This window comes from Kitasatospora sp. NPDC059973 (genome assembly GCF_042737525.1).
Taxonomy (GTDB): domain Bacteria; phylum Actinomycetota; class Actinomycetes; order Streptomycetales; family Streptomycetaceae; genus Kitasatospora.
In genome coordinates, this window is sequence record NZ_JBHWUI010000011.1 from 65,582 (window position 1) to 88,692 (window position 23,111).

General features: G+C 72.7%; 26 protein-coding genes and 1 pseudogene. 12 read left to right on the top strand and 15 right to left on the bottom strand.

The genetic code is table 11. The annotated features are described in order from the left end of the window. The first annotated feature begins 171 nt into the window (after positions 1-171). Complete coding sequence (locus ACFWA9_RS05340; RefSeq protein ID WP_380383281.1) at positions 172-348, top strand: hypothetical protein; 177 nt, start codon at positions 172-174, stop codon at positions 346-348. Between the two features lie 145 nt (positions 349-493). Here ACFWA9_RS05340 and ACFWA9_RS05345 read toward each other — a convergent pair whose 3' ends face one another. Together ACFWA9_RS05345 and ACFWA9_RS05350 are read right to left on the bottom strand one after the other, a co-directional pair. Continuing rightward, entirely contained in the window at positions 494-1,081 is a 588-nt protein-coding gene (locus ACFWA9_RS05345; protein ID WP_380383283.1) for a lytic polysaccharide monooxygenase, read from the bottom strand. Positions 1,082-1,342: 261 nt separating this feature from the next. After that, on the bottom strand, positions 1,343-2,101 hold the full coding sequence (locus ACFWA9_RS05350; protein WP_329488392.1) for a phosphoglyceromutase: 759 nt from the start codon (positions 2,099-2,101) through the stop codon (positions 1,343-1,345). A 147-nt stretch (positions 2,102-2,248) separates the two neighbouring features. Here ACFWA9_RS05350 and ACFWA9_RS05355 point away from each other — a divergent pair, with 147 nt between their 5' ends. Further along, complete coding sequence (locus ACFWA9_RS05355) at positions 2,249-3,661, top strand: MDR family MFS transporter (protein ID WP_380383285.1); 1,413 nt, start codon at positions 2,249-2,251, stop codon at positions 3,659-3,661. 35 nt (positions 3,662-3,696) lie between these two features. On the opposite strand, the gene ACFWA9_RS05360 is transcribed toward ACFWA9_RS05355, so the two are convergent. After that, positions 3,697-4,212 carry a YbjN domain-containing protein gene (locus tag ACFWA9_RS05360; protein ID WP_380383287.1) on the bottom strand — a complete coding sequence of 172 codons (516 nt, stop codon included), beginning with the start codon at positions 4,210-4,212 and terminating at the stop codon, positions 3,697-3,699. Between the two features lie 152 nt (positions 4,213-4,364). Continuing rightward, the gene (mshA, locus tag ACFWA9_RS05365) at positions 4,365-5,741 is read right to left on the bottom strand and encodes a D-inositol-3-phosphate glycosyltransferase (protein WP_380383288.1); all 1,377 of its coding nucleotides are present in this window, start codon (positions 5,739-5,741) and stop codon (positions 4,365-4,367) included. A 476-nt stretch (positions 5,742-6,217) separates the two neighbouring features. Between mshA and ACFWA9_RS05370 the strand changes: the two genes are divergently transcribed. Continuing rightward, positions 6,218-7,048, top strand: a complete 831-nt coding sequence (locus ACFWA9_RS05370; RefSeq protein ID WP_380383290.1) for a class I SAM-dependent methyltransferase — start codon at positions 6,218-6,220, stop codon at positions 7,046-7,048. Between the two features lie 263 nt (positions 7,049-7,311). Here ACFWA9_RS05370 and ACFWA9_RS05375 read toward each other — a convergent pair whose 3' ends face one another. Next, complete coding sequence (locus ACFWA9_RS05375; protein WP_380383292.1) at positions 7,312-7,959, bottom strand: O-acetyl-ADP-ribose deacetylase; 648 nt, start codon at positions 7,957-7,959, stop codon at positions 7,312-7,314. Between the two features lie 243 nt (positions 7,960-8,202). Between ACFWA9_RS05375 and ACFWA9_RS05380 the strand changes: the two genes are divergently transcribed. Beyond that, a complete protein-coding gene (locus ACFWA9_RS05380) occupies positions 8,203-9,687 on the top strand; it encodes a SpoIIE family protein phosphatase (RefSeq protein ID WP_352286086.1) in 1,485 nt (494 codons plus the stop codon). 139 nt (positions 9,688-9,826) lie between these two features. On the opposite strand, the gene ACFWA9_RS05385 is transcribed toward ACFWA9_RS05380, so the two are convergent. From ACFWA9_RS05385 to ACFWA9_RS05405, 5 genes are all read right to left on the bottom strand, one after another. After that, positions 9,827-10,180: a DUF2516 family protein gene (locus ACFWA9_RS05385; RefSeq protein WP_352286084.1), complete on the bottom strand. Its 354-nt coding sequence runs from the start codon at positions 10,178-10,180 to the stop codon at positions 9,827-9,829. A 146-nt stretch (positions 10,181-10,326) separates the two neighbouring features. Next, positions 10,327-10,854 (bottom strand): hypothetical protein, encoded by a 528-nt coding sequence (locus ACFWA9_RS05390; RefSeq protein WP_380383295.1) that lies wholly within the window; start codon positions 10,852-10,854, stop codon positions 10,327-10,329. Positions 10,855-10,871: 17 nt separating this feature from the next. After that, positions 10,872-11,288, bottom strand: coding sequence for a helix-turn-helix domain-containing protein (locus ACFWA9_RS05395; protein ID WP_380383296.1), 417 nt, complete (start codon positions 11,286-11,288; stop codon positions 10,872-10,874). Positions 11,289-11,415: 127 nt separating this feature from the next. Next, positions 11,416-11,607, bottom strand: coding sequence for a hypothetical protein (locus tag ACFWA9_RS05400; protein ID WP_329488403.1), 192 nt, complete (start codon positions 11,605-11,607; stop codon positions 11,416-11,418). A 411-nt stretch (positions 11,608-12,018) separates the two neighbouring features. Beyond that, positions 12,019-13,143: a MerR family transcriptional regulator gene (locus ACFWA9_RS05405; RefSeq protein WP_380383298.1), complete on the bottom strand. Its 1,125-nt coding sequence runs from the start codon at positions 13,141-13,143 to the stop codon at positions 12,019-12,021. Between the two features lie 248 nt (positions 13,144-13,391). Between ACFWA9_RS05405 and ACFWA9_RS05410 the strand changes: the two genes are divergently transcribed. Further along, a complete protein-coding gene (locus ACFWA9_RS05410) occupies positions 13,392-14,006 on the top strand; it encodes a YceI family protein (protein WP_352286078.1) in 615 nt (204 codons plus the stop codon). A gap of 123 nt (positions 14,007-14,129) precedes the next feature. Here the strand turns inward: ACFWA9_RS05410 and ACFWA9_RS05415 are convergent, their stop codons facing one another. Beyond that, positions 14,130-15,113, bottom strand: coding sequence for a LysR family transcriptional regulator (locus ACFWA9_RS05415; RefSeq protein ID WP_380383300.1), 984 nt, complete (start codon positions 15,111-15,113; stop codon positions 14,130-14,132). 110 nt (positions 15,114-15,223) lie between these two features. Here ACFWA9_RS05415 and ACFWA9_RS05420 point away from each other — a divergent pair, with 110 nt between their 5' ends. After that, on the top strand, positions 15,224-16,528 hold the full coding sequence (locus ACFWA9_RS05420; protein ID WP_380383302.1) for an MFS transporter: 1,305 nt from the start codon (positions 15,224-15,226) through the stop codon (positions 16,526-16,528). A 10-nt stretch (positions 16,529-16,538) separates the two neighbouring features. Next, positions 16,539-17,024: a macro domain-containing protein gene (locus ACFWA9_RS05425; protein ID WP_380383304.1), complete on the top strand. Its 486-nt coding sequence runs from the start codon at positions 16,539-16,541 to the stop codon at positions 17,022-17,024. Positions 17,025-17,042: 18 nt separating this feature from the next. On the opposite strand, the gene ACFWA9_RS05430 is transcribed toward ACFWA9_RS05425, so the two are convergent. Continuing rightward, complete coding sequence (locus ACFWA9_RS05430) at positions 17,043-17,585, bottom strand: GNAT family N-acetyltransferase (protein WP_380383306.1); 543 nt, start codon at positions 17,583-17,585, stop codon at positions 17,043-17,045. Positions 17,586-17,768: 183 nt separating this feature from the next. Here ACFWA9_RS05430 and ACFWA9_RS05435 point away from each other — a divergent pair, with 183 nt between their 5' ends. Further along, positions 17,769-18,596: a TetR family transcriptional regulator gene (locus tag ACFWA9_RS05435; RefSeq protein ID WP_380383308.1), complete on the top strand. Its 828-nt coding sequence runs from the start codon at positions 17,769-17,771 to the stop codon at positions 18,594-18,596. Positions 18,597-18,691: 95 nt separating this feature from the next. On the opposite strand, the gene ACFWA9_RS05440 is transcribed toward ACFWA9_RS05435, so the two are convergent. The 3 genes from ACFWA9_RS05440 to ACFWA9_RS05450 all read right to left on the bottom strand — a co-directional run bounded on the left by ACFWA9_RS05440 (position 18,692) and on the right by ACFWA9_RS05450 (position 20,753). Then, positions 18,692-19,870: a methyltransferase domain-containing protein gene (locus ACFWA9_RS05440; protein WP_380383310.1), complete on the bottom strand. Its 1,179-nt coding sequence runs from the start codon at positions 19,868-19,870 to the stop codon at positions 18,692-18,694. Next, a complete protein-coding gene (locus tag ACFWA9_RS05445; RefSeq protein WP_380383312.1) occupies positions 19,867-20,016 on the bottom strand; it encodes a hypothetical protein in 150 nt (49 codons plus the stop codon). The genes ACFWA9_RS05440 and ACFWA9_RS05445 overlap by 4 nt, the downstream gene beginning before the upstream one ends. A 389-nt stretch (positions 20,017-20,405) precedes the next feature. Beyond that, entirely contained in the window at positions 20,406-20,753 is a 348-nt protein-coding gene (locus ACFWA9_RS05450; RefSeq protein ID WP_380383314.1) for a hypothetical protein, read from the bottom strand. Positions 20,754-20,938: 185 nt separating this feature from the next. Here ACFWA9_RS05450 and ACFWA9_RS05455 point away from each other — a divergent pair, with 185 nt between their 5' ends. The 4 genes and pseudogenes from ACFWA9_RS05455 to ACFWA9_RS05470 all read left to right on the top strand — a co-directional run. Next, on the top strand, positions 20,939-21,193 hold the full coding sequence (locus ACFWA9_RS05455) for a hypothetical protein (protein WP_380383316.1): 255 nt from the start codon (positions 20,939-20,941) through the stop codon (positions 21,191-21,193). Beyond that, positions 21,165-21,680 carry a DUF6879 family protein gene (locus tag ACFWA9_RS05460; protein WP_380383318.1) on the top strand — a complete coding sequence of 172 codons (516 nt, stop codon included), beginning with the start codon at positions 21,165-21,167 and terminating at the stop codon, positions 21,678-21,680. Before ACFWA9_RS05455 ends, ACFWA9_RS05460 begins: the two co-directional genes overlap by 29 nt. Before the next feature lie 14 nt (positions 21,681-21,694). After that, positions 21,695-22,543 (top strand): helix-turn-helix domain-containing protein, encoded by an 849-nt coding sequence (locus tag ACFWA9_RS05465; protein WP_380383320.1) that lies wholly within the window; start codon positions 21,695-21,697, stop codon positions 22,541-22,543. A 189-nt stretch (positions 22,544-22,732) separates the two neighbouring features. Next, positions 22,733-23,053: pseudogene (locus ACFWA9_RS05470) on the top strand (TetR/AcrR family transcriptional regulator); the annotation flags it as partial. Between the last annotated feature and the right edge of the window lie 58 nt (positions 23,054-23,111).

Consider the following 23,111-nt stretch of genomic DNA (forward strand, 5'->3'; position numbering starts at 1 on the left):
CCCGGCGGCGCTCACTCCGCGGGGTGAGTAAACCTCGAACAGGGGTGGTGAGGGCGCACGGCTTCTCGGATCGCCCACCACTGCGCGCCCGTTGACGCCCCGTCCGATCGGCGGTTTCACTCGATGCCGTAGGCACCGAAGTGTGCCCGTCACAAGGAGGGTTCCAGCGCGATGAAGGCAAACCCGACCCGACCGGCACCGGCCCACGAGATCGTCGAGCCGTCCGCCCCGAAGCTGCTGCCCGTCCTCGCCGCCGGCTGCGGCTGTGGTCCGGGCTGCGGCTGCGGCTGCCAGTCCGGCGCCCCCTGCCAGTGCGGTGGGGTCAGCGGCGGCTGCTGCGGCCACTGAGAACCGCCGCACCCGGCGAAGCCCCGTGGTGCACGGCCGCCGTGGGAGACGGTCGTGCACCCCGGTCACCGGGTCGGAGTCCTCCGGCCGCCCGACCGCTCGCTCGCGGCGTGCGGCGCGTGGCGTCCAGCGTGCCGCGCGCCGATCAGAACAGGACGTCGGTGCAGGAGTAGAAGGCGTTGCCGGTGTCGGCGATCTCCCAGACCGCCACGACCACCTGGTGCCCGGTCCGGCCGCTCGGGATCGTCGCGGTGTGGCTGAGCGTGCTCGGCACCTGGGTGCCGTTGTACGGGACGGTCAGGAACGGCGTCAGCTCCAGACCGGCCCGGGTGACCTTCTGGCCCGCGTTGTAGCCGGCCTTGGTCAGGTAGTACTTGAAGTTGGCGGTCGCGTGCCGAGCGGTGAACTTCCAGGTGAAGGTGAGCCGCTGCCCCGCCGCCACCTTGGTGGTGGGCCAGGCACCGCCGCGCGGGTCGTCCAGCTCGGCGAACCGGCTGTTGCCGCCGGCGCAGATGGTGCCGTCGGCCGGCCCGGCGCCAGGGAAGCCCTTCGACCCCTCGACGCTCTGCGGCTCCCAGCGGATCGCACCGCAGTCGGTGACCGTACCCGCCCCGCAGAGCGCGGCCCGGCTGGGCGGGGTGGAGATGTAGCCGTGCGACTGCGCCGGCAGGGCGACGGTGAGCGGAACCGCGAGCGCGGCGACGACCGCTCCCACGAGATGACGTGTGCGCATGGAGCTCCTCCGTGGGGGTGGATGGAGAGTGCGCCGGGCACAGACGCGCGCGCCTGGGGGTGCGGCGGCCACGGAAGATCCGTTGGCATGCCTGTGCCAGGACAGTGCTCACACGGTAGGAGCCCCCACGGCGACCGTCAATGGTCTGAACCACCTCGCCACACACCGAACCCCCTTGCCGCGCACGAGGATTGGCCTTGAAGCCGAACGACGACGGCCCCGCCTCCCGGAGCGGGAGGCGGGGCCGTACCGGCAAGCGGGTTACTTCTTGCCCTGGTTCTTGACGGCCTCGATGGCGGCGGCGGCGGCGTCCGCGTCGAGGTAGCGGCCACCCTTGGCGACCGGCTTGAAGTCGGCGTCCAGCTCGTAGACCAGGGGGATGCCGGTCGGGATGTTGAGGCCGGCGATGTCCTCGTCGGAGATGCCGTCGAGGTGCTTCACCAGCGCGCGCAGGCTGTTGCCGTGGGCGGTGACCAGGACGGTCTTGCCGGCGGCGAGGTCCGGGACGATGGCGTCGTACCAGTACGGGAGCATCCGGTCGACGACGTCCTTGAGGCACTCCGTGTTCGGGCGCAGCTCGCTCGGGATGTCGGCGTAGCGGGCGTCACCGGCCTGCGAGTACTCGGCGTCGTCGGCCAGCGCCGGCGGCGGGGTGTCGTACGAGCGGCGCCACAGCTGGAACTGCTCCTCGCCGAACTCGGCCAGGGTCTGGGCCTTGTCCTTGCCCTGGAGGGCGCCGTAGTGGCGCTCGTTCAGACGCCAGCTGCGGCTGACCGGGATCCAGTGGCGGTCGGCCTTGTCCAGGGCGATCTGCGAGGTGCGGATCGCGCGGCGCAGCAGCGAGGTGTGCAGCACGTCGGGGAGCAGGCCCTCGGCGGCGAGGAGCTCGCCGCCACGCGCGGCCTCCTTCTCGCCCTTCTCGTTGAGGTCGACGTCGACCCAACCGGTGAACAGGTTCTTCTGGTTCCACTGGCTCTCGCCGTGGCGGAGGAGGATGAGTCGGTACGTCGTGTCAGCCATGGCCCCCAGCTTAATGGAGGCGTTTAAACGGCTGGTCGGGACCCGCCCCCGTGTGTAATGTTTGCTTCGCGCTAGTGACACTTACCTCGCCGCAGCGCGGACATGCCGGTCCGCTCAGCGGAACGCCTGCCGCCCGGGAGCCCTCAGATGCCCGCTTCGCCCCTTCCTGCCCGAATTCGAAGAGTCGCGAGCGAAACGGTGGGCGGACTGCCCCGGCAGTTCTGGTGGCTCTGGACGTCGACCCTGATCAACAAGCTCGGCGCGTTCGTCGTCACGTTCCTGGCGCTCTACCTGACGACCGACCGAGGGTACTCGGCCGCGTACGCGGGTCTGGTCGCCTCGCTGTTCGGCCTGGGTTCGGCCATCGCCTCGATCGTCGCCGGCGTGCTGACCGACCGGATCGGCCGGCGCCCGACGCTGGTCGCCGCACAGCTCGGCACCGCGCTGTTCACGGCGGTGCTGGGCTTCACCGACGGCCAGGTGGCGATCGCCGCGGTCGCCTTCCTGGTCGGCTTCTGCAACAACGCCACCCGCCCGGCCACCTCGGCGATCATCGCCGACATCGTGCCGGCCGCGGACCGGGTCCGGGCCTACTCGCTGAACTACTGGGCGATCAACATCGGCTTCGGCCTCTCCGCGGCCGCCGCCGGCCTGATCGCCACGCACGGCTACCTCACGCTCTTCCTGCTGGACGCGCTCTCCACGCTGGTCTGCGCGGTAGTGATCTTCGTCCGGATCCCCGAGACCAAGCCGGACACCCCGGCCGCCCGGGTCGACCAGCCCGCGGTCGGCCTCGGCACGGTCTTCCGGGACAGCCGGTTCATGGCGGTCGTGGGACTCAACCTGCTGCTCGCGCTGGTCGCCCAGCAGGGCAGCACCACGCTCGCCGTGGACATGGGCCGCAACGGCATCACCTCGACCCAGTACGGCCTGGTCATCGGCCTCAACGGCCTGCTGATCGTGGTGCTGCAGATCCCGCTCACCCGGTGGATGGAGGGACGCAACCGGACGGCGCTCCTGGTCGCCAGCGCGCTGTTCATCGGCTGGGGCTTCGGGCTGACCATGCTCGCCGGGTCCTCCGCGTGGTTCTACGCGTTCACGGTGGCGGTCTGGACGATCGGCGAGATCCTGAACGCGCCGACCATGATGGGCCTGGTCGCCGAGCTGTCACCGACCCACGCCCGGGGCCGCTACCAGGGCGTCTACTCGCTGTCCTGGTCGCTCGCCTCGTTCCTCGGCCCGGCGGTCGGCGGGGTGCTGCTGGAGCGGGCCGGCAGCACGGCGATGTGGGGCGCCTGTGCGGCCTGCGGCACCGTCGCGGCGGCGGGGTACGTCCTGCTCGGGCGGCGCCCGGGCGCCGCCACGGCCGCCGCCACGGCCGCCGCTCCGGCCGCCGCTCCGGCGAAGCGGACGCCGGTGGTCGAGGCGTCGGCGGTCGAGGTGCCTGTGGTCGACCTGTCGGGGGTGGAGCTGTCGGGGGTGGAGCCGTCGGCCGACGTGGCGTCGACGAAGGTGCCGACCGCGAAGGCGGCGACGGCGAAGGCCCCGGTCGGCCGCTGAGGCGGAGCGTCCCGGAGCCGCGCCCGTCCGGGGCGCTACTGCTGCGCCGTCGGCGCGGCCAGGTGGGCGAAGGCGGCCAGGTTGCGGGTGGACTCCCCGCGCTTGGTGCGCCACTCCCACTCGCGCCGGATCGCCGAGGCGAAGCCCAGCTCCAGCAGCGTGTTGAACGGCTCGTCGGCGTTCTCCAGCACCGTCCCGAGCAGCCGGTCGACGGAGTCCCCGGTGAGCGCCTCCAGCGGCAGCCGGCCGGCCAGGTAGACGTCGCCGAGCGCGTCGATCGCGTAGGCGACGCCGTACATCCGGGTGTTGCGCTCCAGCAGCCAGCGGTAGACGGCCTCGTGGTTCTCGTCGGGCCGGCGGATCACGAAGGCGTTCACCGAGAGCGTGTGGTCGCCGACCCGCAGGGCGCAGGTGGTGCTCAGCTTGCGAGTTCCCGGGAGGGTCGCCACCAGGGTGTACGGGTCGGTGGTGGCCGGCTCCCAGCCGACCCCGGCGTCGTCCAGGGCGGTACGCAGGAGGGTGAGGGCCTCGTCCTTGGTGCGGATTGCCATGGGGGTGACGTTACTCGGCGGTACCGGTGGCGCGCAGCAGCGCAGCTGTGGCGGCTCCGTGACTCCCGGCCCGGGCCGGGAGCCGGGACGGCTCGGAGCCGCTCGGCCCCGACCCCGCACCTCCGCCGACCGGCCCCGGCGGCCGCCCCGGCTCAGGCCAGTCGCAGCCGGGATCCGGTGAGCCGGCCGGCCGGGCGGGCCAGGCTGCCGGCGTACACCTCGGCGGTGGTCGCCGCCGCGGTGTCCCAGCCGAACCCGGCGGCGTGCCGGGCCGCCGCCTCGCCGCGCCGGGCGACCAGCGCCGGTTCGGTGACGTACGGCTCCAGCGCGTGTGCCCAGGCGAGCGGATCGTGGCCGTGGACCAGGGTGCCCGTCACGCCGTCGCGGACGGCGACCGGCAGGCCGCCGACCGCCGCGGCGACCACCGGCGTCCCACAGGCCTGCGCCTCCAGCGCGACCAGCCCGAAGGACTCGCTGTACGAGGGCATCACCAGCGCCGTGGCCGCGCGGTACCACTCGGCGAGCAGGTCCTGGCCGACCGGCCGGTGGAACCGGACGACGTCGCCGATGCCCAGCTGGGCGGCGAGCTTGTGCAGGCTCTCCGGCTTGGCCAGCCCGGTGCCGGACGGACCGCCGACCACCGGGACCACCAGCCGCTCGCGCAGCTCGGGCCGCGCCTCCAGCAGCGCGGCGACCGCCCGGAGCAGCACGTCCGGCGCCTTCAGCGGCTGTATCCGACCGGCGAACAGCAGCACGGCGGCGTCCTGCGGCAGGCCCAGCCGGGCCCGCGCGGCGGCCCGCGCGTCCGGGGCGCCGGGGCGGAAGACGTCCAGGTTGACGCCCGGGTGGACGACGGCGAGCTGGTCGGGCCGGGCCGCGTAGTGCAGCGCCAGTTCGGCGGCCTCCTCGGTGGTGTTGGCGATCAACCGGTCGGCGGCCTCCACCACCTGCGTCTCGCCGATCACCCGGGCGGCCGGCTCGGGGGTGTCGCCCTCCGCCAGCGCGGCGTTCTTGACCTTCGCCATGGTGTGCATGGTGTGCACCAGCGGCACGCCCCAGCGCTGGGCGGCCAGCCAGCCGACCTGGCCGGACAGCCAGTAGTGCGAGTGCACCAGGTCGTAGTGGCCGGGGCGGTGGCCGGCCTCGGTGCGCAGCACGCCGTGGGTGAAGGCGCAGAGCTGGGCCGGCAGGTCCTCCTTCACCAGGCCCTCGTACGGGCCGGCGGTGACGTGGCGCACCAGGACGCCGGGGGCCAGCTCGACGGTGGGCGCGTCGTCCGAGCAGATCGCCCGGGTGAAGACCTCCACCTCGATGTCGAGCTCGGCGAGGCGCTTGGCCAGCTCCACGATGTAGACGTTCATCCCGCCCGCGTCACCGGTACCGGGCTGGTGCAGCGGGGAGGTGTGGACGCTGAGCATGGCGATCCGGCGCGGACGGCGCTGGCGGCCCGGGACGAGCGACTGGAGCCGGCTCCGCACGGGCGGGGTCGGCTGGGCACGGCGTACCGGACGGACGGGGTGCTGGATCACCTGGCTGAAGCCTCCTCTGAGCTGCCCGTCTCTGCAGCCTGCTTGCCTGCTGTTCGGTGTGTGCGCGGCCGCCCACGCCGTACCGCCGCGTCACGGGAGTGGCGCGGCGGTGTGCCGCCCCGTCCGGGCGCACATCACCACCAGTGTGCCAACCACGTGGTCATCGACCGGCATTCCCGTCCCAGCCCATGAGATGGCCCACGGCCGGGAACCCGGGCGGCGGTGCGGGGTGGTGCGGGGTGGTGCGGGGTGGTGCGGGGAGGCGGCCGGGTGGGCCGCCGCGCCGGGGCGGAGCGGAGCGCAGGGGTCGTCGGAAGGCTTCAGGAGGTGCGGCGGGGGCGCGTGACTCGCCGCGCGGGCGTGTGTCGGGCGGCCGGCGCGGACCGTCCGGGCCGGGTCTGCCGCGGGGCGAGCCCGTGCGGCGGCCGGAGCCGGGGCGGCGCGGGCGGCCGCGGGCGGGCCGTACGATTTCCGGCATGGCCGCCTTCTTCGACTCCGCGACCGCGCCTGCCCGCGGACGGACGGGGCGCCCGGTCGGGACGGTGACCCGGGGGACCACCAACACCAACCGGCTGCGCCGGATGGACCGCTGGATCGCCCACACGCTGGGACCGGCACTGCGCTCCGCCGACCGCCCGCCGGTCGCCGTCGACCTCGGGTACGGTGCCGCGCCCTGGACGGCCGTGGAGCTCTCCGGGCGGCTGCGGACGGTGCGGCCGAACGTCCGGGTGGTGGGGATCGAGATCGAGCCGGAGCGGGTCGCCGCGGCGCTGCCGTACGCCGAACCGCCGCTGCTCACCTTCCGGCGCGGCGGCTTCGAGGTGCCGCTGGACGGCGGCGCGCCCGCCCAGCTGATCCGCGCCGCCAACGTGCTGCGGCAGTACGACGAGTCGGCGGTGGCCGGCGTCTGGGACCGGCTCCGGGCCCGGCTGGCGCCGGACGGGCTGCTGGTCGAGGGGACCTGCGACGAGATCGGGCGCCGGCACGTCTGGGTCGCGATCGGACCGGAGGGCCCCCGGACGGTGACCTTCGCGGCCCGGCTGGGCGGCCTCGGACTCCCCTCCGACCTGGCCGAGCGGCTGCCCAAGGCGCTGATCCACCACAACGTGCCGGGCCGGCCGGTGCACGCCTTCCTCGCGGACTTCGACCGCGCCTGGGCGGCCGCCGCGCCGTACGGGGCGTTCGGCGCCCGGCAGCGCTGGGTGGCCGCGTGCACGGCGCTGGCGGGCAGCTGGCCGTTGGTGGACGCGCGCGGGCGGTGGCGGCAGGGCGAGGTCACCGTCCCCTGGACGGCGCTCGCCCCGTAGCGGGCGGCGGGCGGAACGCCCGGACGGCCGGACCGGCCTGCCTGCCTGTCCCTGACCGGACGGCCTGCCGGACCGGCCTCGGGCCTGCGCGGATGAGCGAACCCAGGGATTCACTCGAACGAGTTATCGAATACCTCTGGCGTGTTGACGCCTCGTCACGCCACGATGGGGGCACTCGGCCGGCACCTCGTGTGCCACCCCTCCGACCCGGCGTTTCCCCTCCTCCCAGCCCCTCCGCTCCCGCTCCGCCACGCCCCTACGACTCATGCCCGCTCCTCCGGCTCCCGCCCCTCGGCCTCCTCGGCCTCTTGTCCGTGCGACCGGCCCCCGTCGAGCCCCAGCGCCCGCCACTCCCGCTCGAACGCCCGGTACGCCTCCGCCCCGAACAGCACGAACCGCACCTCCTCCAGCTCTCCCACCGACCCCGACCCCGACACGGCCCCCGCCCCCGCCCCCGACCCCGACCTCGCGGCCGCGACGGTGCCGAGGGCGATCCGGGCCGCATCGTCCAGCGGCCACCCGTACACCCCGGCCGACACCGCCGGAAAGGCCACCGTGCGCGCGCCGAGCTCCACCGCCACCCGGAGCGACTCGCGGTAGCACGAGGCCAGCTGCTCGGCCCTCTTGTCGTACTCCTCCGCCAGATGAACCGGCCCCACCGTGTGGACCACCCAGCGGGCCGGCAGCCGTCCCGCCGCGGTCGCCACCGCGCACCCGGTGGGCAGCCCCTTGCCGTACTGCGAGGCCCGAAGCCTTCGGCACTCCTCCAGGATCTGCGGTCCGCCCTTGCGGTGGATCGCACCATCCACGCCACCGCCTCCCAGCAGGGAGGAGTTGGCAGCGTTCACCACCACGTCCACCTGCTGTTCCGTGATGTCACCCTCGACCAGGGTGATCCGCGTCACCGTCATGTCCGACCTCCACCGTCCGTTCCGGAGCTCGCGGGCGCGCGCTCCGGCTGTCGCTGTCGTTCCCGTCATCCCCGTACCCACCGCACCGCCACCGGCGTGGCAGGAGCCACCACAGCGCCGGGCGGCCGAAGAAATCCCCGGAGTCACGTTATGGTCGCGAGAAGTTCCCCGGCGCAGAGTGCCAGGCGGGCACTGCGGACGGGCTCCGGCCGTTACGCACTCGGGGAAAAGGAGGAGCAGTCGATGCCCGCTACGGGAGACGGGCGGGCACCTGGTGCCGCGGACCTGTGGGGTGCCCTCGACGGCACCCTCACCGACCGCGCCCGCATTCGGCCCGCCGCCACCGAGCAGTCGGCCGGACCGGCCACGGCGACTCCGCCGATACCCCACCCCCGGTCGGTCACCGCCGGAGCCCCCTCCCGGGGCGCCTCCTCCGCCGTTCCGTCGGCCGCCCCGCTCAAGCTGCTGGTGATCGAGGACGACGCCTCCGACGCCCAGCTGCTCAAGGACGCCGTGGCCGACAGCGGCGCTCCGATCGAGATCCACTGGGCCCGCGGGCTGGAGCAGGCCTCCGAACTGCTGGCGACCGGCACCTCGGGAGGCCGGCGTGGACGGCAGCGCGCCGCCGGTTTCAGCTGTGTGCTGCTCGACCTGGCCGCCCCCGCCGACCTGCCGCACCCCTCGGACGCCTCCGACGGCCTGGAAGGTCTGCACGAGCTGCTCCGGCGGGCTCCGCACACCGCCGTCGTGGTGCTCACCGACGCCGCCGGCGCCGAACTCGGTGCCGCCGCGGTGGCCGCCGGGGCACAGGACTTCCTGATCAAGCACGAGACGGACGGTCCGCTGCTGGCCCGCGCCCTGCGGTACGCCGTCGAGCGCAAGCGCGCCGACGAGTCGCAGCGGCGACTGGTCGAGGCCGAGCTGCGCGGCCAGGAGAACGCCCGCCTCCAGCGCCATCTGCTGCCCACGCCCCTGCTGGACGGTGCCGGGCTCTCCTTCACCCGGCGCTACCGCCCCGGCCGCCGCCGCGCCCTGCTCGGCGGCGACTTCTACGACGCCGTCCGCACCGACGACGGCACCGTCCACGTGGTGATCGGCGATGTCTGCGGTCACGGACCGGACGAGGCGGCCCTCGGGGTCGCCCTCCGGATAGCGTGGCGCACCCTGGTCTTCGCCGGCCTCACCGGCGAGGCCCTGCTGACCACCCTCCAGCACGTCCTGGAGCACGAGCGCCGCAGCGACGAGATCTTCGCGACGCTCTGCATGCTGGTCATCGAACCCAACGACGCGACCGGCGAACTCGGCTCACTCGGCGCCGTCGAGCACGCGCAGCTGTACCTCGCCGGGCATCCCGCTCCGCTGCTGCTCGGCACGGACCACAAGCCGGTGACGCTGCCGTCCGACCCGGCCGGCCCCGCGCTCGGTCTGCTGCCCTGCGACGACGGCCTGGCCGTCTGGCCCTCGCACCCGCTCGAACTCCGCCCCGGCTGGCGGCTGCTGCTCTACACCGACGGGCTCATCGAGGGCCGGGTCGGCGCCGGCTCCCGGCGTCTCGGCCAGGACGGGCTGGCCGACCTCGTCGGCGACCACCAGGCCGCCGGGCTGACCAGGGGCCGCCTGATCGACAGCGCGATCGCCGAGGTCGAGGAGCTCAACGGCGGCGCGCTGACGGACGATGTGGCCGTCCTGCTGCTGGAGCGCAACCCGGTGCAGCTGATCCTCGGCTGATGCTCCTCGGCCGAGGCGGCCGGCCCTGCTACCAGGGGGCCGCGTCGAGGTGGCACGGGGCACCGGCACAGCAGCGAGCCCCGGTGCGCGCGGATCGGTCCCGCGAGCACCGGGGCTCGTCGCTGAAGTGCCCGGCGTCCTACCAGGGGCCGTAAGGGCCCATGTTGCGCTGGTCGCCCCGGCCACCGCCCCGGTTGGTCAGCTCCCGGATCGCCGGCCGCACGTCGACCATGTAGACGATCGCGGCGACGAGACCCGCCAGGGTCAGGAAGCTGGTCAGGAAGTTCGCCCCGAACAGCAGGTCCAGCCCGAACGCGATGCCCAGGACGGCCAGCCAGAACCCCTTGGTCTTCTTGTCCGTCGCCCGATAGGCGTCCTCCGGGCGGGTGGCCGCGTCGATCAGTGCGAACAACTTGAAGCCCAGAAGGGCGACGGCCAGCCACCAGAACGGGTTCAGGTAGTCCAAGCCCAGGATCTGAGCCACTCCGCCCATCGCGGTCTCCTCTGCGTCTCGGCTCCGGCGTGTCGACCGTCGTCCATCCTGGCACGACGGACCGCTCGCCACGGTGTCAACGTCCCGAGGTCACCGGATGTGCCCTGCGGGCAGCCCGGTCCCACCGGAAGGCGGCGGTGCCGGTGCTACTCGGCGGCCTTCTTGGCCCGGGCCTTCTTCGGTGCGGGCTCCTCGGCGGGGGCGACGGCCGGCTCGTCGTCCTCGACCAGCTCGGCCTCGACCAGCTCGGGGCCCTCGGCGGACTGCGCCGCCCCGACCGGCTCGACCGCGTCGGCCGGGCCGGGCCGCTCGACGACGCCCTTGCCGCGCTCGGCCAGCTCGTCGTAGGCCTCCTTGGCCTTCACCGCCAGCTCGACCGCGCGGCCGACCTGCTGGAGGGCGAAGCTCTGCGCCCTCTCCTGGAGCACCTTGAGGTCGGCGGGCAGGGTGGTCACGGTGCCCGCGACCTTCGCCTGCGCCTCGACCAGCCGGGCCTGCGCGTCCTGGAGCCTGGCGGCGGCCTTGTCCTGCGTGCCCTTGCGGTCCGCGGCCAGGGCCTCGACCTTGCCGGGCACCTCGCGCAGCTTCTCGTAGGCGAGGTCGCCCGCGCCGGCGAGTGCGTAGAGCGGGGTCGGGTCGCTCAGGGTCTTCTTGATCTCGTCCGTGATCGGCATGCCGGTCCTCCCGTGGTCTAGGTTGCCGAGCCGACGGCGGTCGGGCCGTCGGCCTCGGGGTCGTGCGGCGCCGCGTCCGTGTCCTTGCGGGCGGCGTTCTCCTTGAGGAAGGCGTCGTAGACCGCGAGCAGCGCCTGCTTCTGCTGCTCGTTGATCAGTGGATCGGCCAGGATCGAGGCCCTCAGCTCCAGGCCCTCACCCCGCCGCTCCTCCAGGATCCCGGCCTGGACGTACAGCGTCTCCGCCGAGATCCGCAGCGCCTTGGCGATCTGCTGCAGGATCTCCGCACTCGGCTTGCGCAACCCTCGCTCGATCTGGCTGAGGTAGGGGTTGGACACGCCGGCGGCATCGGCGAGCTGCCTCAGCGAGTACTGCGCGTTCCGCCGCTGCTCGCGGATGTACTCGCCCAGCGAGCCGACGTTCAGTGAGGCCATGGGCCCAGCCTGCCCCACCGTGCTTGCAAATGCAAGCACGGTGCTAGCAACAGCAAACGCGTCGGCGCCGGGTGCTGCCGCCCGCGCGCCCGTGGGCACGTCCGGCCCGCCCGGGCCGGCGGGCTGCCTACTCGTCGCCGCCGCTGGACCGCTTGATGCTCCGGCGGCGGTTCCGCCGCGCGATGTGCAGCAGCTCGCCCGCCGCCAGGGTCACCGCCGCCACCGCACGGACCCATCGGGGCCCGCCCCGATCGGCCCACACGACGCAGACGCACCCGCCGATGGCGAGCGCCAGGATCCCGAGCAACAGAACGATCATGAACCCACCCCTGCGGTCGTTCGTCCATCCGTGACACGGAGGATCCGTGACACGGAGTCTTCCGGAGTGGCGACGTTCTACGCGTGGCGCGACGGGATTGCCCGGCAGCTGAGGCGTTCGACCGGATCGGTGCCGCCGACCGGGTTGCCGTTCGGCGGCACCTGGCCGACGGCCCAGCTTCCTCGAAGCTCCACGCCGGCCGACGGGCCCGACCGGCCGGAGCGGCGGCACCGGGCCCCTCGGACCGGCGGGCGGAAGTCAGGCCGACCGGTGCCCGTCGAGCCGAGGGCGGGGGCCGGTTCCGGACCGCGTGGCAGAGGCGCGCGCCGTCCAGGATTCGCCGATACCGCCGACGCTCCCCCGTGACGGTCGAGGCCCGCGACCAGGGCCGCCCCGACCGACCTCGGCGGATCAGACGGCGTCCGCCACCCGGACCGGCATCAGGATGGAGAAGGTGCCGTCGCGGCCGGCGGTGCGGATGGCCAGGGGGGCGATGGGACCGGCGAGTTCGAGGACGAGCTGCTCGGGGCCGGCGGCCGGCAGGGCGTCGAGGAGGAAGTCGCGGTTGACGGCCACCCGGACGTCCCCGGGGGCCGGGTCGCCGTCGGCGGCGACGGTGAGCCGCCCGTCCCGGCCGACGGTGAGCACGGTGACCTCGCAGACTCCGCCGTTCGGGCCCGAGGGCAGGCTGCGGGTGGCACCGGACTCGACGGCGTCGCGCAGCTCGGCGGCGGCCAGGTCGATCCGGTGGACCGGGTCCAGCCGGGTCAGCGAACGGTAGTCGGGGAAGTCGTGGTCGAGGGCGGCGCCCTCGATCCGGTGGCCGCCGGTCTCGGCCCGGACCAGGCCGGCGCCGAGGGTCAGTTCGGCCTCCTCGGCCCCGGAGCCCAGCAGCGCGCGGATACCGTCGACCAGGGCGGTCGGAGCGATCGCGGCGACCGGGGCCCAGCCCTCGTCAGGTGCGTCCGGCAGGTCGGGCGCGTCCGGCAGCCGCACCTCGGCGAGCGCCATCCGGTACCGGTCGGTGGCGACCAGCCGCAGCAGTCCGCCCTCCAGGTCGAACAGCACCCCGGACAGCACCGGGAGTTCGGGGTCCGCGCCGACCGCGAAGCGGACCGCACCGAGGGCCTCGGCCAGTTCGCGCGCGGGGACGGTGACGGTGCGGGCGGCAGGCGTGGCGGTCATGGGGTTCTCCCTCTGGTCGATCAGCGTGCGGATCAGGGAGAGCTCCCGGCGGGCGTCCGCGAGACCGGCCTCCAGCCGGCGCAGGTGCGCGTCGACCACCCGGTGGGCCGCGCCGGAACCGGCTGCCGCACCGAGCACGGCCCGGATGTCGGCCAGCGGCAGGCCCACCCGGCGGAGGCGGCAGAGCAGCCGGGCGTCGGCGAGCTGGGCGGGCGCGTACCAGCGGTAGCCGCTCTGCGGGTCGACCCAGGCGGGGGTGAGCACGTCGGCGCCGTCGTAGAAGCGCAGCGCGCTGACGCCGAGGCCGCTGTCGCGGGCCAGTTCACCGATGCTGCGCAGGTCGCTCTCCATGCCCGGGACTCTCCGGCCTCGACCAGGTCGAGGGTCAAGCCGCACGGCCGGACCGGACGTGACGATACCGATCGCCGCTCGCCTGCCGCCCCCGGGGCGGCAGGCGCCCGCCACCCCCTCGCCGCTCCGCCGTCCGGGCGGTTCCGCGAGCCGCGCGGAGCTCATGGTTGAACTTTGAACGAAACCGTCCTATGGTGGAGCCAACAAGTTGAAGCCTAAACAAATGGCTTCGGACCCGAGGAGGAGCCATGGGCCTTTTCAACCGCACCAAGACCACCGCCGCCACCGCCACCGCCGTCGTCGAGACCCCGGCCGGACCGGACCTCGCCCACCTCACCGGTGACTGGGCGATCGACACCACCCACAGCGAGGTCGGCTTCTCGGTGCGCCACGCCATGGTCACCAACGTCAAGGGCCGCTTCACCGAGTACGACGGCAAGCTGCACCTGGACGGCGCCCTCCCGCACAACTCCACCGCCGAGCTGGTGATCAAGGTGGCGAGCATCGACACCAACCAGGCCCAGCGCGACGAGCACCTGCGCACCGGCGACTTCTTCGCGGCCGAGGCCCACCCGGAGATCCGCTTCCGCAGCACCTCCGCCGAGCGCCTGCGCGGCGACTCGTACCGGATGACGGGCGACCTCACCATCAAGGGCACCACCCGGTCGATCGTCCTGGACCTCGACTACACGGGCAGCGCCACCGACGCCTACGGCGCCGAGCGGGTCGGCTTCGAGGGGACGGCCGTGCTGGACCGCACCGACTGGGGCCTCAGCTACAACGCCGCGCTGGAGACCGGCGGCGTGCTGATCGGCGAGAAGGTCAAGCTCAGCTTCGACATCTCCGCCGTCAAGGCGGCCTGACCCGGCCGACCGCTGTCACGGCCCCGCGTTCGACCCGCCCCTGCCGACCCCCGAACGGCAGGGGCGGGTTCATGCCGCGAACCGCGCCCGCCCCGGGCCTCCCCGCCCCACGGCTACGGACGCCTACGCCGCGAGCAGCGCGGCGTCCGCCTCCGCCAGCCAGCTGCCGGCCGGGCGGCTCAGCCAGCCCTCGCGCGCCCCGAGTTCGGCGGCCGCCGCCTCCAGCGCGGACAGGCCCGGGTGCCGCAGGTCCGGCCGGCGCACCAGGCTCACCAGGCTCACCAGGCTCACCAGCGTCAACGGCACCGGATCGACCAGTGGCACGTTCACCACACCCGGGATCAGCGGGCCCCCGACGGTGGTCAGCATCGGGTCGCCGTGCCGCGTGAGGTAGCGGGCGGTCTCGTCCACCCCGACCGGCGGCGCGTACGGCGCGGCGGGCGTGAGGCCGTGGTCGCGCAGCAGGCAGGTCCCCAGGTCGGCCCACTCGGTGGTGGCCGGATTGCCCGCGCAGACGTCCACCGGGTGCCCGGCCAGGTCCGCGAGCCGCAGCGCGGGCCGGTCGGCGAGCGGGTGGCCGACCGTCATCATCACCGAGACCCGCTCCAGCCGGACCGGCGTCTGGGCCAGTTGAGCACGCAGGCCGGCCGGCAGACCGGCGAAGCGCCCGAACGCCGCATCCAGCCGGTGCGCCGCCAACTCCTCGGCGGCCGCAGCGAGTCCGCCGAGGAAGCGGGCCAGGATCTCGCCCTCCGGCCAGGCGGCCCGGGCCCGTTCGAGCACCCGGTCGGTGGTCAGGTCCGGCCCGGAGACGTCGCTGTTGAGGTCGAGCAGCAGTGGGCGCCGCTCGGCACCGTTGACGATCTCGTCGTGCAGGGCCAGCAGCCGGCGGGCCTGCGGCAGCAACCGTCGCCCGGCCGGGGTGAGGTCGACGCTGCGGGTGGTGCGGGTGAAGAGCGCGTCGCCGAGCAGCTTCTCCAGCGTGCGGACGTCGCGGCTGAGGGCCTGCTGGGCGACGTGCAGCCGCTGGGCGGCCCGGCCGAAGTGCAGCGTCTCGGCCGCGGCGACGAAGCCGCGGAGCAGCCGGGGGTGCAGGTCATGGGGCATGGCGGCAGATTAACAACAGCCTGATGTGAGTACGGCGAAACAGGTGTTGGACCGGAAGCGGGCGGCTGTTCGAGGCTGGAGCCCTCCCCCGCCCCTCCACGAGGAGTTCCATGCCCGCCTCCTACCGCCGGCTGTTCGCACTGCCCGGTACCGCCGCCTTCACCCTGGCCGGGCTGCTCGGCCGGCTCACGATGTCGATGACCGGCGTCGCCCTGGTGGTGCTGCTCTCGGAGCGGCGCGGCTCGTACGCGCTGGCGGGCACCGTCGCGGCGGTCGGCCTGGCCACCGGAGCGATCGGCATGCCGCTGCTCGGCCGGCTGGTCGACCGGTACGGGCAGGCCCGCGTCACCGTCCCGGCCACCCTGTACAACGCCGTCCCGCTCGTCGGCCTGCTGCTCTGCGTCCGGTTCGACGCGCCGGACTGGACGCTGTACGCCTGCTGGGCCGCCTGCGCGGCGGCACCGAACCTGGGCGGCATGGCGCGGGCCCGCTGGGCACACCTGTACCGGGACGACGCGGCGGCCCGGCACCTGGCCAACTCCTTCGAGCAGTCGTTGGACGAGCTCTGCTTCATGGCGGGTCCGGTGCTCGCGATGGTGCTCTGCACCACCGTGGCACCGGAGGCCGGTCTGCTCGCCGCCGGGGTCTTCGGCAGCGCCGGCGCCCTGCTGTTCGCCGCCCAGCGCCGGACCGAACCCCCGCTCGCGGACCGGCACCCCGGCTCGACGGCCGACCGGTCCGGCCCCCGCCCCGAGTGCTCGGACCCCGCCGATCGCCCGCACCGGCACGGCTCTCCGCTCCGGACTCCCGGGCTGCGGGTGCTGCTGCTGACCTTCCTCGCCACCGGCGTGGTCTTCGGTTCGATGGAGCTCACCACCGTGGCGTACGCCGACGCGCTCGGTCACAAGCCGCTGGCGGGCGGGCTGTTGGCGCTGGTGGCGGGCGGTTCCTGCGTGGCCGGACTGGTCTTCGGCCTGCTCCGGCCCCGCCGGGCGGCGGGCGTCCGCTTCCTGTTCGGCGTCACGGCGATGGCCGTGCTGCTGCTCCTGCCGCTGGCCGCCGGGCTCGGCGGGGCCGGGCTCGTCCTGCTCGGCGCGGCGCTGTTCGTGGCCGGGACGGGCACCGCCCCGACCATGGTCACCGGTATGACGCTCGTCCAGGAGCTCCTGCCGGAGCGGCAGTTGAACGAGGGCATGGCGGTGGCGGTGTCCGGCATCGTGGTCGGCATCTCGGCCGGGGCGGCGCTCGCCGGCGCGGTCGCCGAGCACACCGCCCCCGGCACCGGCTACTGGCTGCCGGCCGGCGCCGCCTCGCTCGCCCTGCTGATCGCCGTGGCCGGCCGCCGCCATCTGAGGGCGCCGGCCGCTCCCCCGGCACCCCGGCGTTCCGGACGGATTGTCGGTGCCGCGCACTAGCGTGCTCGACATGGAACCGGCGACCATCCGATACGTCCGTGGCGATGCCACCGCGCCCCAGGGCAAGGGCGTGAAGGTGATCGCCCATGTCTGCAACGACCTCGGCGGCTGGGGGAAGGGCTTCGTCCTGGCGCTCTCACGGCGCTGGCCGGAGCCGGAGGCGGCGTTCCGCCGCTGGCACCGGGAGCGCGCGGAGAACGACTTCGGCCTGGGCGCGGTGCAGGTGGTCCAGGTCGAGCCGTACATCCGGGTGGCCAACATGGTCGGCCAGCGCGGCATCCGGACGGGCCGGTCGACGGGCCCACCGGTGCGGTACGGGGCGATCGACTCCGCACTGGCGGCACTGGCCGGACACTCACTCGCGCTCGGCGCCTCCGTCCACATGCCACGGATCGGCTGCGGCCTGGCGGGCGGGCGCTGGGAGCTGGTCGAGCCGCTGGTGACGGCCCGCCTGGTGGATCAGGGGGTGCCGGTGACGGTCTACGACCATGACTAGCCGACCACCACCGGTTCGCTACCTCCGCGATCCGACCGTCAGCGTGGCGGCGGGCCAGGTGTACTCGTACTCGGGCAGCACGTATCCGCCCGGGAAGACGCCCTCCTGCTCCGCCGTCCGGTGACCGCCCTCGCGCTCGTAGAAGGCGACCGCCCGGGTGTTGTCGCGCAGCACCTCCAGGTAGAGGTCGGCTCCGGGGTGGCGCTCGGCGACATGCAGGCGTACGGCGTCGAGCAGCGCGCGGCCGATGCCGCCACCGGTGCGGCCGGGCCGGACGTGCAGGTTGTCGATCAGCACCCGGCCGTCGGGCTGCGGCACCGCGTAGGCGAACCCGACGGTGCTCCCGGCTTGCTCGGCGATCAGCAGCTCCGGGGTGTTGGCCGGTTCGCCGTAGTCGACGGCCAGCCGCAGGGCCCACACCTCGTGCCGCTCGGCGGTCAGCCCGTCGCCCAGCGCCCGCGCCGGGACGATGCCGGTGTAGGCGGTCCGCCAGCTGAGGGCGTGCAGCTCGGCGACGGCCCCGCTGTCGTCCGCGGTGCCGCGGCGGATGGTGATGTCCATGGGACGAGCGTGCCACACGGCCGGACTTGATCATGATCGGACTTTGCGCCTACAGTCTCCCCATGCTTTTGAACGCGTTCGAAATGCAGGGGGCGGGGCGTCGGTACCGGATGTGGAGGGGGCATCCGGTACCGCACGCACCGACACCGGCCGTCGAGGGGCGGTCCGGCTAGGCTCGGGGCCGTGGACGACCTGGCAGCGACGAACGGTACGAACAAGAAGAGCGGCACGAACGGCGCGGACGGCCCCGAGGTCGCGCCCGGCACGCCGTCGACCCCGGCGGCACCACCCGCCGAGGTGCACGGCAGTCGCGCGCAGCCGAAGACCGACAAGAGCGAGGCGACCAGGGCCCTGATCCTGGAGACCGCGATGCGGCTCTTCCAGGAACGGGGCTACGAGAAGACCACCATGCGCGCCATCGCCTCCGAGGCCGGTGTCTCGGTCGGCAACGCGTATTACTATTTCGCGGCGAAGGAATTCTTGATTCAAGGATTCTATGACCGGATGACCTACGACCATGCGGCGGATGCCAGGAATCGCATGGCCGGCACCCGGGACTTCTCGGAGCGGCTGCAGATCGCGCTGGAGTCCTGGCTCGACACCGCCGCGCCGTACCACGAGTTCGCCGCGCAGTTCTTCCGGACGGCCGCCGACCCGACCAGCTCGCTGAGCCCGTTCTCCAACGAGTCCCACCCGGCGCGGGCGACCGCCGTGGAGCTGTTCCGCGAGGTCCTGCAGGGCTCGGAGCTCGCACCCAAGCTGGACGCCGAGCTGGTCGAGCTGCTGCCAGACGTGCTCTGGCTGCACCTCATGGTCGTGGTCCTGTACTGGGTCTTCGACCGGACCGAGGACACCGAACGGACCCGGGAGTTCGTCCGCCGGTCCACCCCGATGGCCGCCCGGGTGATCAACCTGTCACGCTACCGGGTGTTCCGGCCGATCGTCCGCGACGCCAAGGGCCTCATTCAGGACTTCATCCTGCCCACCATCGGGAAAACCGCCGTCAAATAAGCCGCTTAGACTGTAGAAATTCGATGGCCGGGCACTCCCAACTTTGGGAGCGCCCGGCCATAAAACGCTGGGGTGCTCGGCCCCATCAACAGGCATCAGCCTTGGCGCGGCACCGGATTCTCAGGGCAATCGAGCCACACGGTGTGGTCTTCGGGCCCAACCGTGAGGCCGAACCGGTCGAAGCCGGGGCGGCCCTGGTCGTCCCACCAGCGCCAGGTGGCCTCCACCTCGTCCCAGAGGTTCCGGGGACCGGACTGGTAGACCTCGTACTCCGTGCGGCCTCGCACGTAGTCGGCGGACGCCCAGGACTGGGTGTCCCGGCTGTAGAGCCAGAGCGTGTACGCGCCGCCGTCGTAGCGCTCCGCCCGCCAGAACGCGTCGGGCACAGCCGCCCCGATGACGAACTGCTCGAACCATCCGCCCGTGTCCGGAGGGGCCAGAGTGGTGGTGCTTCTCACCCCGTCGGCGGGCCACTCCTGCCCGTGCAGGTAGTCCTCGAAGGGCGGCCGGTCGGTGCGCTGTTGGCGCAGCCGCATGAACGCCGAGCTCCGGGTGAACCTGCCGCTCGCCCTGGTCCCGTCGTCGTTCACGGTCAGCCGGACGATCTGCTCACCGCCGTACTCGGTGCCGAACGGCGCCACGATGATCCCGCCGGGCGCCGTCTGCGCCAGCCATGTCGGAGGGATCTCCAGCAAGGAACAGGTGGCGATGATCCGGTCGTACGGCGCGCCCTCCGGCCAGCCTTGCCGCCCGTCACCCTCGACGACGGGCGGCGCAAGTCCGGCACGGTCCAGGTTCTCCCGGGCACCGCGGGCAACGTCCGGGTCGAACTCGACGGTCACCACGTTGGGGCCGCCCAGACGGTGGGCCAGCAGGCCCGCGTTCCAGCCCGTGCCGGTTCCGACCTCCAGCACCCTGCGGCCCGAGCACACGTCAAGGTCCTGGAGCATCGAGAACACCATCGTGGGCATGGAGTTGGACGAACTCGGAGTCGTGCCGAGCCCGTCCCCCCTGTGGTCACCGTCGTCCCACTGCGTGGTCGGCGGGATATCCGAGTAGACCGCCCTCCGCCACGCCTCGGGGTCCTGCGACCGGTACACCACGGAGTTCTGTCGGGTGCCATCCGCGATGCCCGGCCAGATGCGATCCGGAACGAACAGTTCGCGGGGTACGGCCTTGAAGGACGGGAGCCAGTCCGAGGAGAGTGCGCCGCCGGCCACCAGCGCGGAGGCGAGCCCCTGGGGGCCCGCCTCCTTGTGCGTCTCGCCGGTCACTTGCCGTTGCCGCCAGCCGGGGCCGAACCGTCCGAGGTGTTGCCGCCCTCGTCGGACCCGCCACCGCCGTGTCCGGCGCCCTTGTTGCTGTCGTCCTGCTGCCCGCCGCCCTTGCCGTCGCCGGACCCGCCACCACGCTTACCCATGTGATTCCCCTCTTCGCCGGTCAGACTGAGGCGGTCCCCAGCCTGTCGTGCACCTTGCTGACCCGCCCCGGCCGGATCCTTCCCCAGGCGGCCGGGGCGGGGGTCTGTAATGGCCTAGGAGGGCCGGTTCTACGCCCACCAGGGCACTGGAGGCGGCAGGCCCACCCCGCGCCCAGCGCCGACCCGCCCGAAGGGCGTCGATTCCCGAAGGCGAGAGCGGCGATCAGCGCCGGTACCGGCAGTTGGCCTCCCTCACTCGGGCCAGCAGCACCGCCCGCCGCTTCCACTCGCCCGGCGTCAAGGGTTGGTCCGTGTGGTCGTCCGGCGCCAGAAGAGGGCGCTCGTCCGGAACCCCGGCAGGCTTGGCCTGCGCGACGGCGCTCATGCGCTCAACTCCCTGCGTACGACGTGGAGCCGTCGCTCGACAGGACGGGCCCCACGTCGCACTCGGTGAGCATGCGGGTCATCATCCGGTTGGACTCGCCGTTGATCACACGACCCGAGAGTCGGGCGTACTCGGTGAGCACGTCGGCCAGCGCGCTGGCGGTGCTGGCGTGGCAGCCCCCGAGCGAGACGTGGGGCCCCTCATGCTCCCCACGCCCGCGCACGATGGGCATCACGTCGGGGGTGGACGGCAGGCCCGCAAGCTTCCACGCGGTCTCCACGGCGCTCGCCGCCAGTTCCGCCTGGGCCCGGTACCGCCTCAACTTCTCCGTCCCGGGCTCCACGTTCGACACGGACACTCCCTCCGCTGCCTGTCTCACCGATGCGGGCGAGGCTACGGACGGCCAGGCATCGATCTCCACGAACTTGCATGAGCTTGCACACCAATTTGCCGTCCAGATAGCGGTATTGACTGCATATCCGCTGCTCGGAGAAGCTTGTGCAAGCCCGAGCAAGCACCTAGACCAGGGAGCCGGCCATGGCCGTAGCGTTCGTTGGCATCGACCCCAACACCGACCGAGACCACTGCCCCACCGTGTGGGTGGACCCGGAGGCTCAGGAGATCCTCTTCCAGGGGTGGAACCCGCGCCCCGAGACCCAGGCGGAATGCGAGGGAAGCAGCCCCGCGAACGGACCGGTACCCGACAATGAGGCCATCGTCAGGCTTCCGGCCCGGATGGTGCCCATGATCAGGGAGGCGTGTGATGCCATCGAGCGTGCCCAGCTTCGCTGAGCTGCTTGAGCAGTGCCACCGATCCGCCGTCCATCTGGAGCTGCGTGACTCCTACGCCCCGACGGAACGGTTCGAGGCCTGGCAGCGCGGTGAGCGGATCAACTGGGAGGACCGGCAGTCCTGGTGGCACCCCTATGACCAGTTGATCACGGACGCCGTGGCACGGGGTGTGATCATCCGTCGGGCCCGGGTCGTCTCCGAGCCCGTGTCCGAGTACATCCGGTGGGAGCACTACGTCACCCACGCCAACGTCACGGCGGGCGAGCAGGTCCGTTGGCTGTCACGGCGACAGGCCACGAGCATCCCCCTACCGGGCAACGACTTCTGGCTGTTCGATGGTGCCCTGCTCCGGGTTCACCACTTTTCCGGGGACGGCGCCGTGGTCGAAGATGAGATCACGACAGACCCCGACGCCGTAAAGCTGTGCGCCACCGCGTTCGAAGCAGTCTGGGAGCGAGCGCTCCCGCACCATCAGTACGAGATCTGACGAAGGCCAGATCCATGCCCGCACACCCCTCTTCGAACGTTCAGAAGGCCCGCGAAGCCCTTGCCGGTAGACTGAGCGAGATCCGGAAGGACGCGGGGATGAGCGGGCGGGAGCTGGCCGTCAGGTGCGGCTGGTCGGAGTCGAAGTCATCCCGGATCGAGAACGCCAAGACGCCTCCCTCCGACGCCGACATCAGTGCGTGGTGCCACGCCTGCGGCGCCGACGATCAGGCCTCTGACCTCGTCGCAGCCAACAGGCAGTCCACCGACGCTCATGTGCAGTGGAAGCGACTCCAACGCAGTGGGCTTCGTCGCCTGCAAGAATCGACCGGAGACCTGTACCAGCGGACCAGGGTGTTCCGGGTCTACGTCTCCGACGTGATCCCCGGGTTCCTCCAAACACCCAAGTACGCCACCGCCTTGCTGTCGTGCATCGCGGACTTCCGGGGAACCCTGGACGACGTGAGTGACGCCGTGGCGGCCCGCATGAAGCGCAGCGCGGTGCTGAACAATGGCGCACACCGCTTCTCTTTCGTCCTGGAGGAGTCCGTGCTGCGGTACCGCGTGTGCAGCGCCGAGACCATGGCGGCGCAGCTCGGCCACCTGCTCGGAGTCATGGACCTCCCGAACGTCGCCGTGGGCATCCTCCCGTTCTCGGCACAGCGGACCGTGTGGCCCATGCCCACCTTCACGATCTTCGATGACACCAGGGTCCACGCGGACACCCTGGACGCAGCTTCCACGCTCACGCAGCCCAGCCAGGTCGAGCTGTATGCCCGTGCCTTTGATCGGCTCTCGCAGGGGGCAGTCCGGGGTGCACCAGCGCGCTCACTGGTGGCCGACGCATTGGCGCACCTGGACTGATATCTGGGGATGGCACATGACGAAGCCCCCCGCCCAGCCCAGTGAAGGGCCAGACGGGGGCGCAGGGTCCGTTCCAGATGGCGCCGGCGGCTCACCGCGGGCCGCCGAATGCGCGGATATCACGCGTTTCAGCAGCCGTGAACCTCAACGAACCAGCAGGTCAAAGCTCATTTAAGCACCAACGAATCGCACCCGGCCCGGGCCACGGCTGTGGAACTGTTCCGCGATGTGCTGCAGGGCTCCGACCTGGCGCCGAAGCTGGACGCCGAGCTGGTCGAGCTGCTGCCCGACGTGCTCTGGCTGCACCTCATGGTCGTGGTCCTCTACTGGGTCTTCGACCGGACCGAGGACACCGAGCGGACCCGGGAGTTCGTCCGGCGCTCGACCCCCATGGCGGCCCGGGTGATCAACCTCTCGCGCTATCGGGTGTTCCGGCCGATCGTCCGCGACGCCAAGGGCCTCATTCAGGACTTCATCCTGCCCACCATCGGAAAGAACGCCGTCAAATAGGGCCCGCCTCCGCCCTGGAACACAGGCGACGGCCGGGCGCTCCCGATATCGGGAGCGC

What these genes read in the sequence shown, in the direction of transcription:
- ACFWA9_RS05340 (WP_380383281.1), top strand. Translation starts at nt 172, where the DNA reads ATGAAGGCAAACCCGACCCGACCGGCACCGGCCCACGAGATCGTCGAG.
- ACFWA9_RS05345 (WP_380383283.1), bottom strand. Translation starts at nt 1,081, where the DNA reads ATGCGCACACGTCATCTCGTGGGAGCGGTCGTCGCCGCGCTCGCGGTT.
- ACFWA9_RS05350 (WP_329488392.1), bottom strand. Translation starts at nt 2,101, where the DNA reads ATGGCTGACACGACGTACCGACTCATCCTCCTCCGCCACGGCGAGAGC.
- ACFWA9_RS05355 (WP_380383285.1), top strand. Translation starts at nt 2,249, where the DNA reads ATGCCCGCTTCGCCCCTTCCTGCCCGAATTCGAAGAGTCGCGAGCGAA.
- ACFWA9_RS05360 (WP_380383287.1), bottom strand. Translation starts at nt 4,212, where the DNA reads ATGGCAATCCGCACCAAGGACGAGGCCCTCACCCTCCTGCGTACCGCC.
- ACFWA9_RS05370 (WP_380383290.1), top strand. Translation starts at nt 6,218, where the DNA reads ATGGCCGCCTTCTTCGACTCCGCGACCGCGCCTGCCCGCGGACGGACG.
- ACFWA9_RS05375 (WP_380383292.1), bottom strand. Translation starts at nt 7,959, where the DNA reads ATGACGGTGACGCGGATCACCCTGGTCGAGGGTGACATCACGGAACAG.
- ACFWA9_RS05380 (WP_352286086.1), top strand. Translation starts at nt 8,203, where the DNA reads ATGCCCGCTACGGGAGACGGGCGGGCACCTGGTGCCGCGGACCTGTGG.
- ACFWA9_RS05385 (WP_352286084.1), bottom strand. Translation starts at nt 10,180, where the DNA reads ATGGGCGGAGTGGCTCAGATCCTGGGCTTGGACTACCTGAACCCGTTC.
- ACFWA9_RS05390 (WP_380383295.1), bottom strand. Translation starts at nt 10,854, where the DNA reads ATGCCGATCACGGACGAGATCAAGAAGACCCTGAGCGACCCGACCCCG.
- ACFWA9_RS05395 (WP_380383296.1), bottom strand. Translation starts at nt 11,288, where the DNA reads ATGGCCTCACTGAACGTCGGCTCGCTGGGCGAGTACATCCGCGAGCAG.
- ACFWA9_RS05400 (WP_329488403.1), bottom strand. Translation starts at nt 11,607, where the DNA reads ATGATCGTTCTGTTGCTCGGGATCCTGGCGCTCGCCATCGGCGGGTGC.
- ACFWA9_RS05405 (WP_380383298.1), bottom strand. Translation starts at nt 13,143, where the DNA reads ATGGAGAGCGACCTGCGCAGCATCGGTGAACTGGCCCGCGACAGCGGC.
- ACFWA9_RS05410 (WP_352286078.1), top strand. Translation starts at nt 13,392, where the DNA reads ATGGGCCTTTTCAACCGCACCAAGACCACCGCCGCCACCGCCACCGCC.
- ACFWA9_RS05415 (WP_380383300.1), bottom strand. Translation starts at nt 15,113, where the DNA reads ATGCCCCATGACCTGCACCCCCGGCTGCTCCGCGGCTTCGTCGCCGCG.
- ACFWA9_RS05420 (WP_380383302.1), top strand. Translation starts at nt 15,224, where the DNA reads ATGCCCGCCTCCTACCGCCGGCTGTTCGCACTGCCCGGTACCGCCGCC.
- ACFWA9_RS05425 (WP_380383304.1), top strand. Translation starts at nt 16,539, where the DNA reads ATGGAACCGGCGACCATCCGATACGTCCGTGGCGATGCCACCGCGCCC.
- ACFWA9_RS05430 (WP_380383306.1), bottom strand. Translation starts at nt 17,585, where the DNA reads ATGGACATCACCATCCGCCGCGGCACCGCGGACGACAGCGGGGCCGTC.
- ACFWA9_RS05445 (WP_380383312.1), bottom strand. Translation starts at nt 20,016, where the DNA reads ATGGGTAAGCGTGGTGGCGGGTCCGGCGACGGCAAGGGCGGCGGGCAG.
- ACFWA9_RS05455 (WP_380383316.1), top strand. Translation starts at nt 20,939, where the DNA reads ATGGCCGTAGCGTTCGTTGGCATCGACCCCAACACCGACCGAGACCAC.
- ACFWA9_RS05460 (WP_380383318.1), top strand. Translation starts at nt 21,165, where the DNA reads ATGCCATCGAGCGTGCCCAGCTTCGCTGAGCTGCTTGAGCAGTGCCAC.
- ACFWA9_RS05465 (WP_380383320.1), top strand. Translation starts at nt 21,695, where the DNA reads ATGCCCGCACACCCCTCTTCGAACGTTCAGAAGGCCCGCGAAGCCCTT.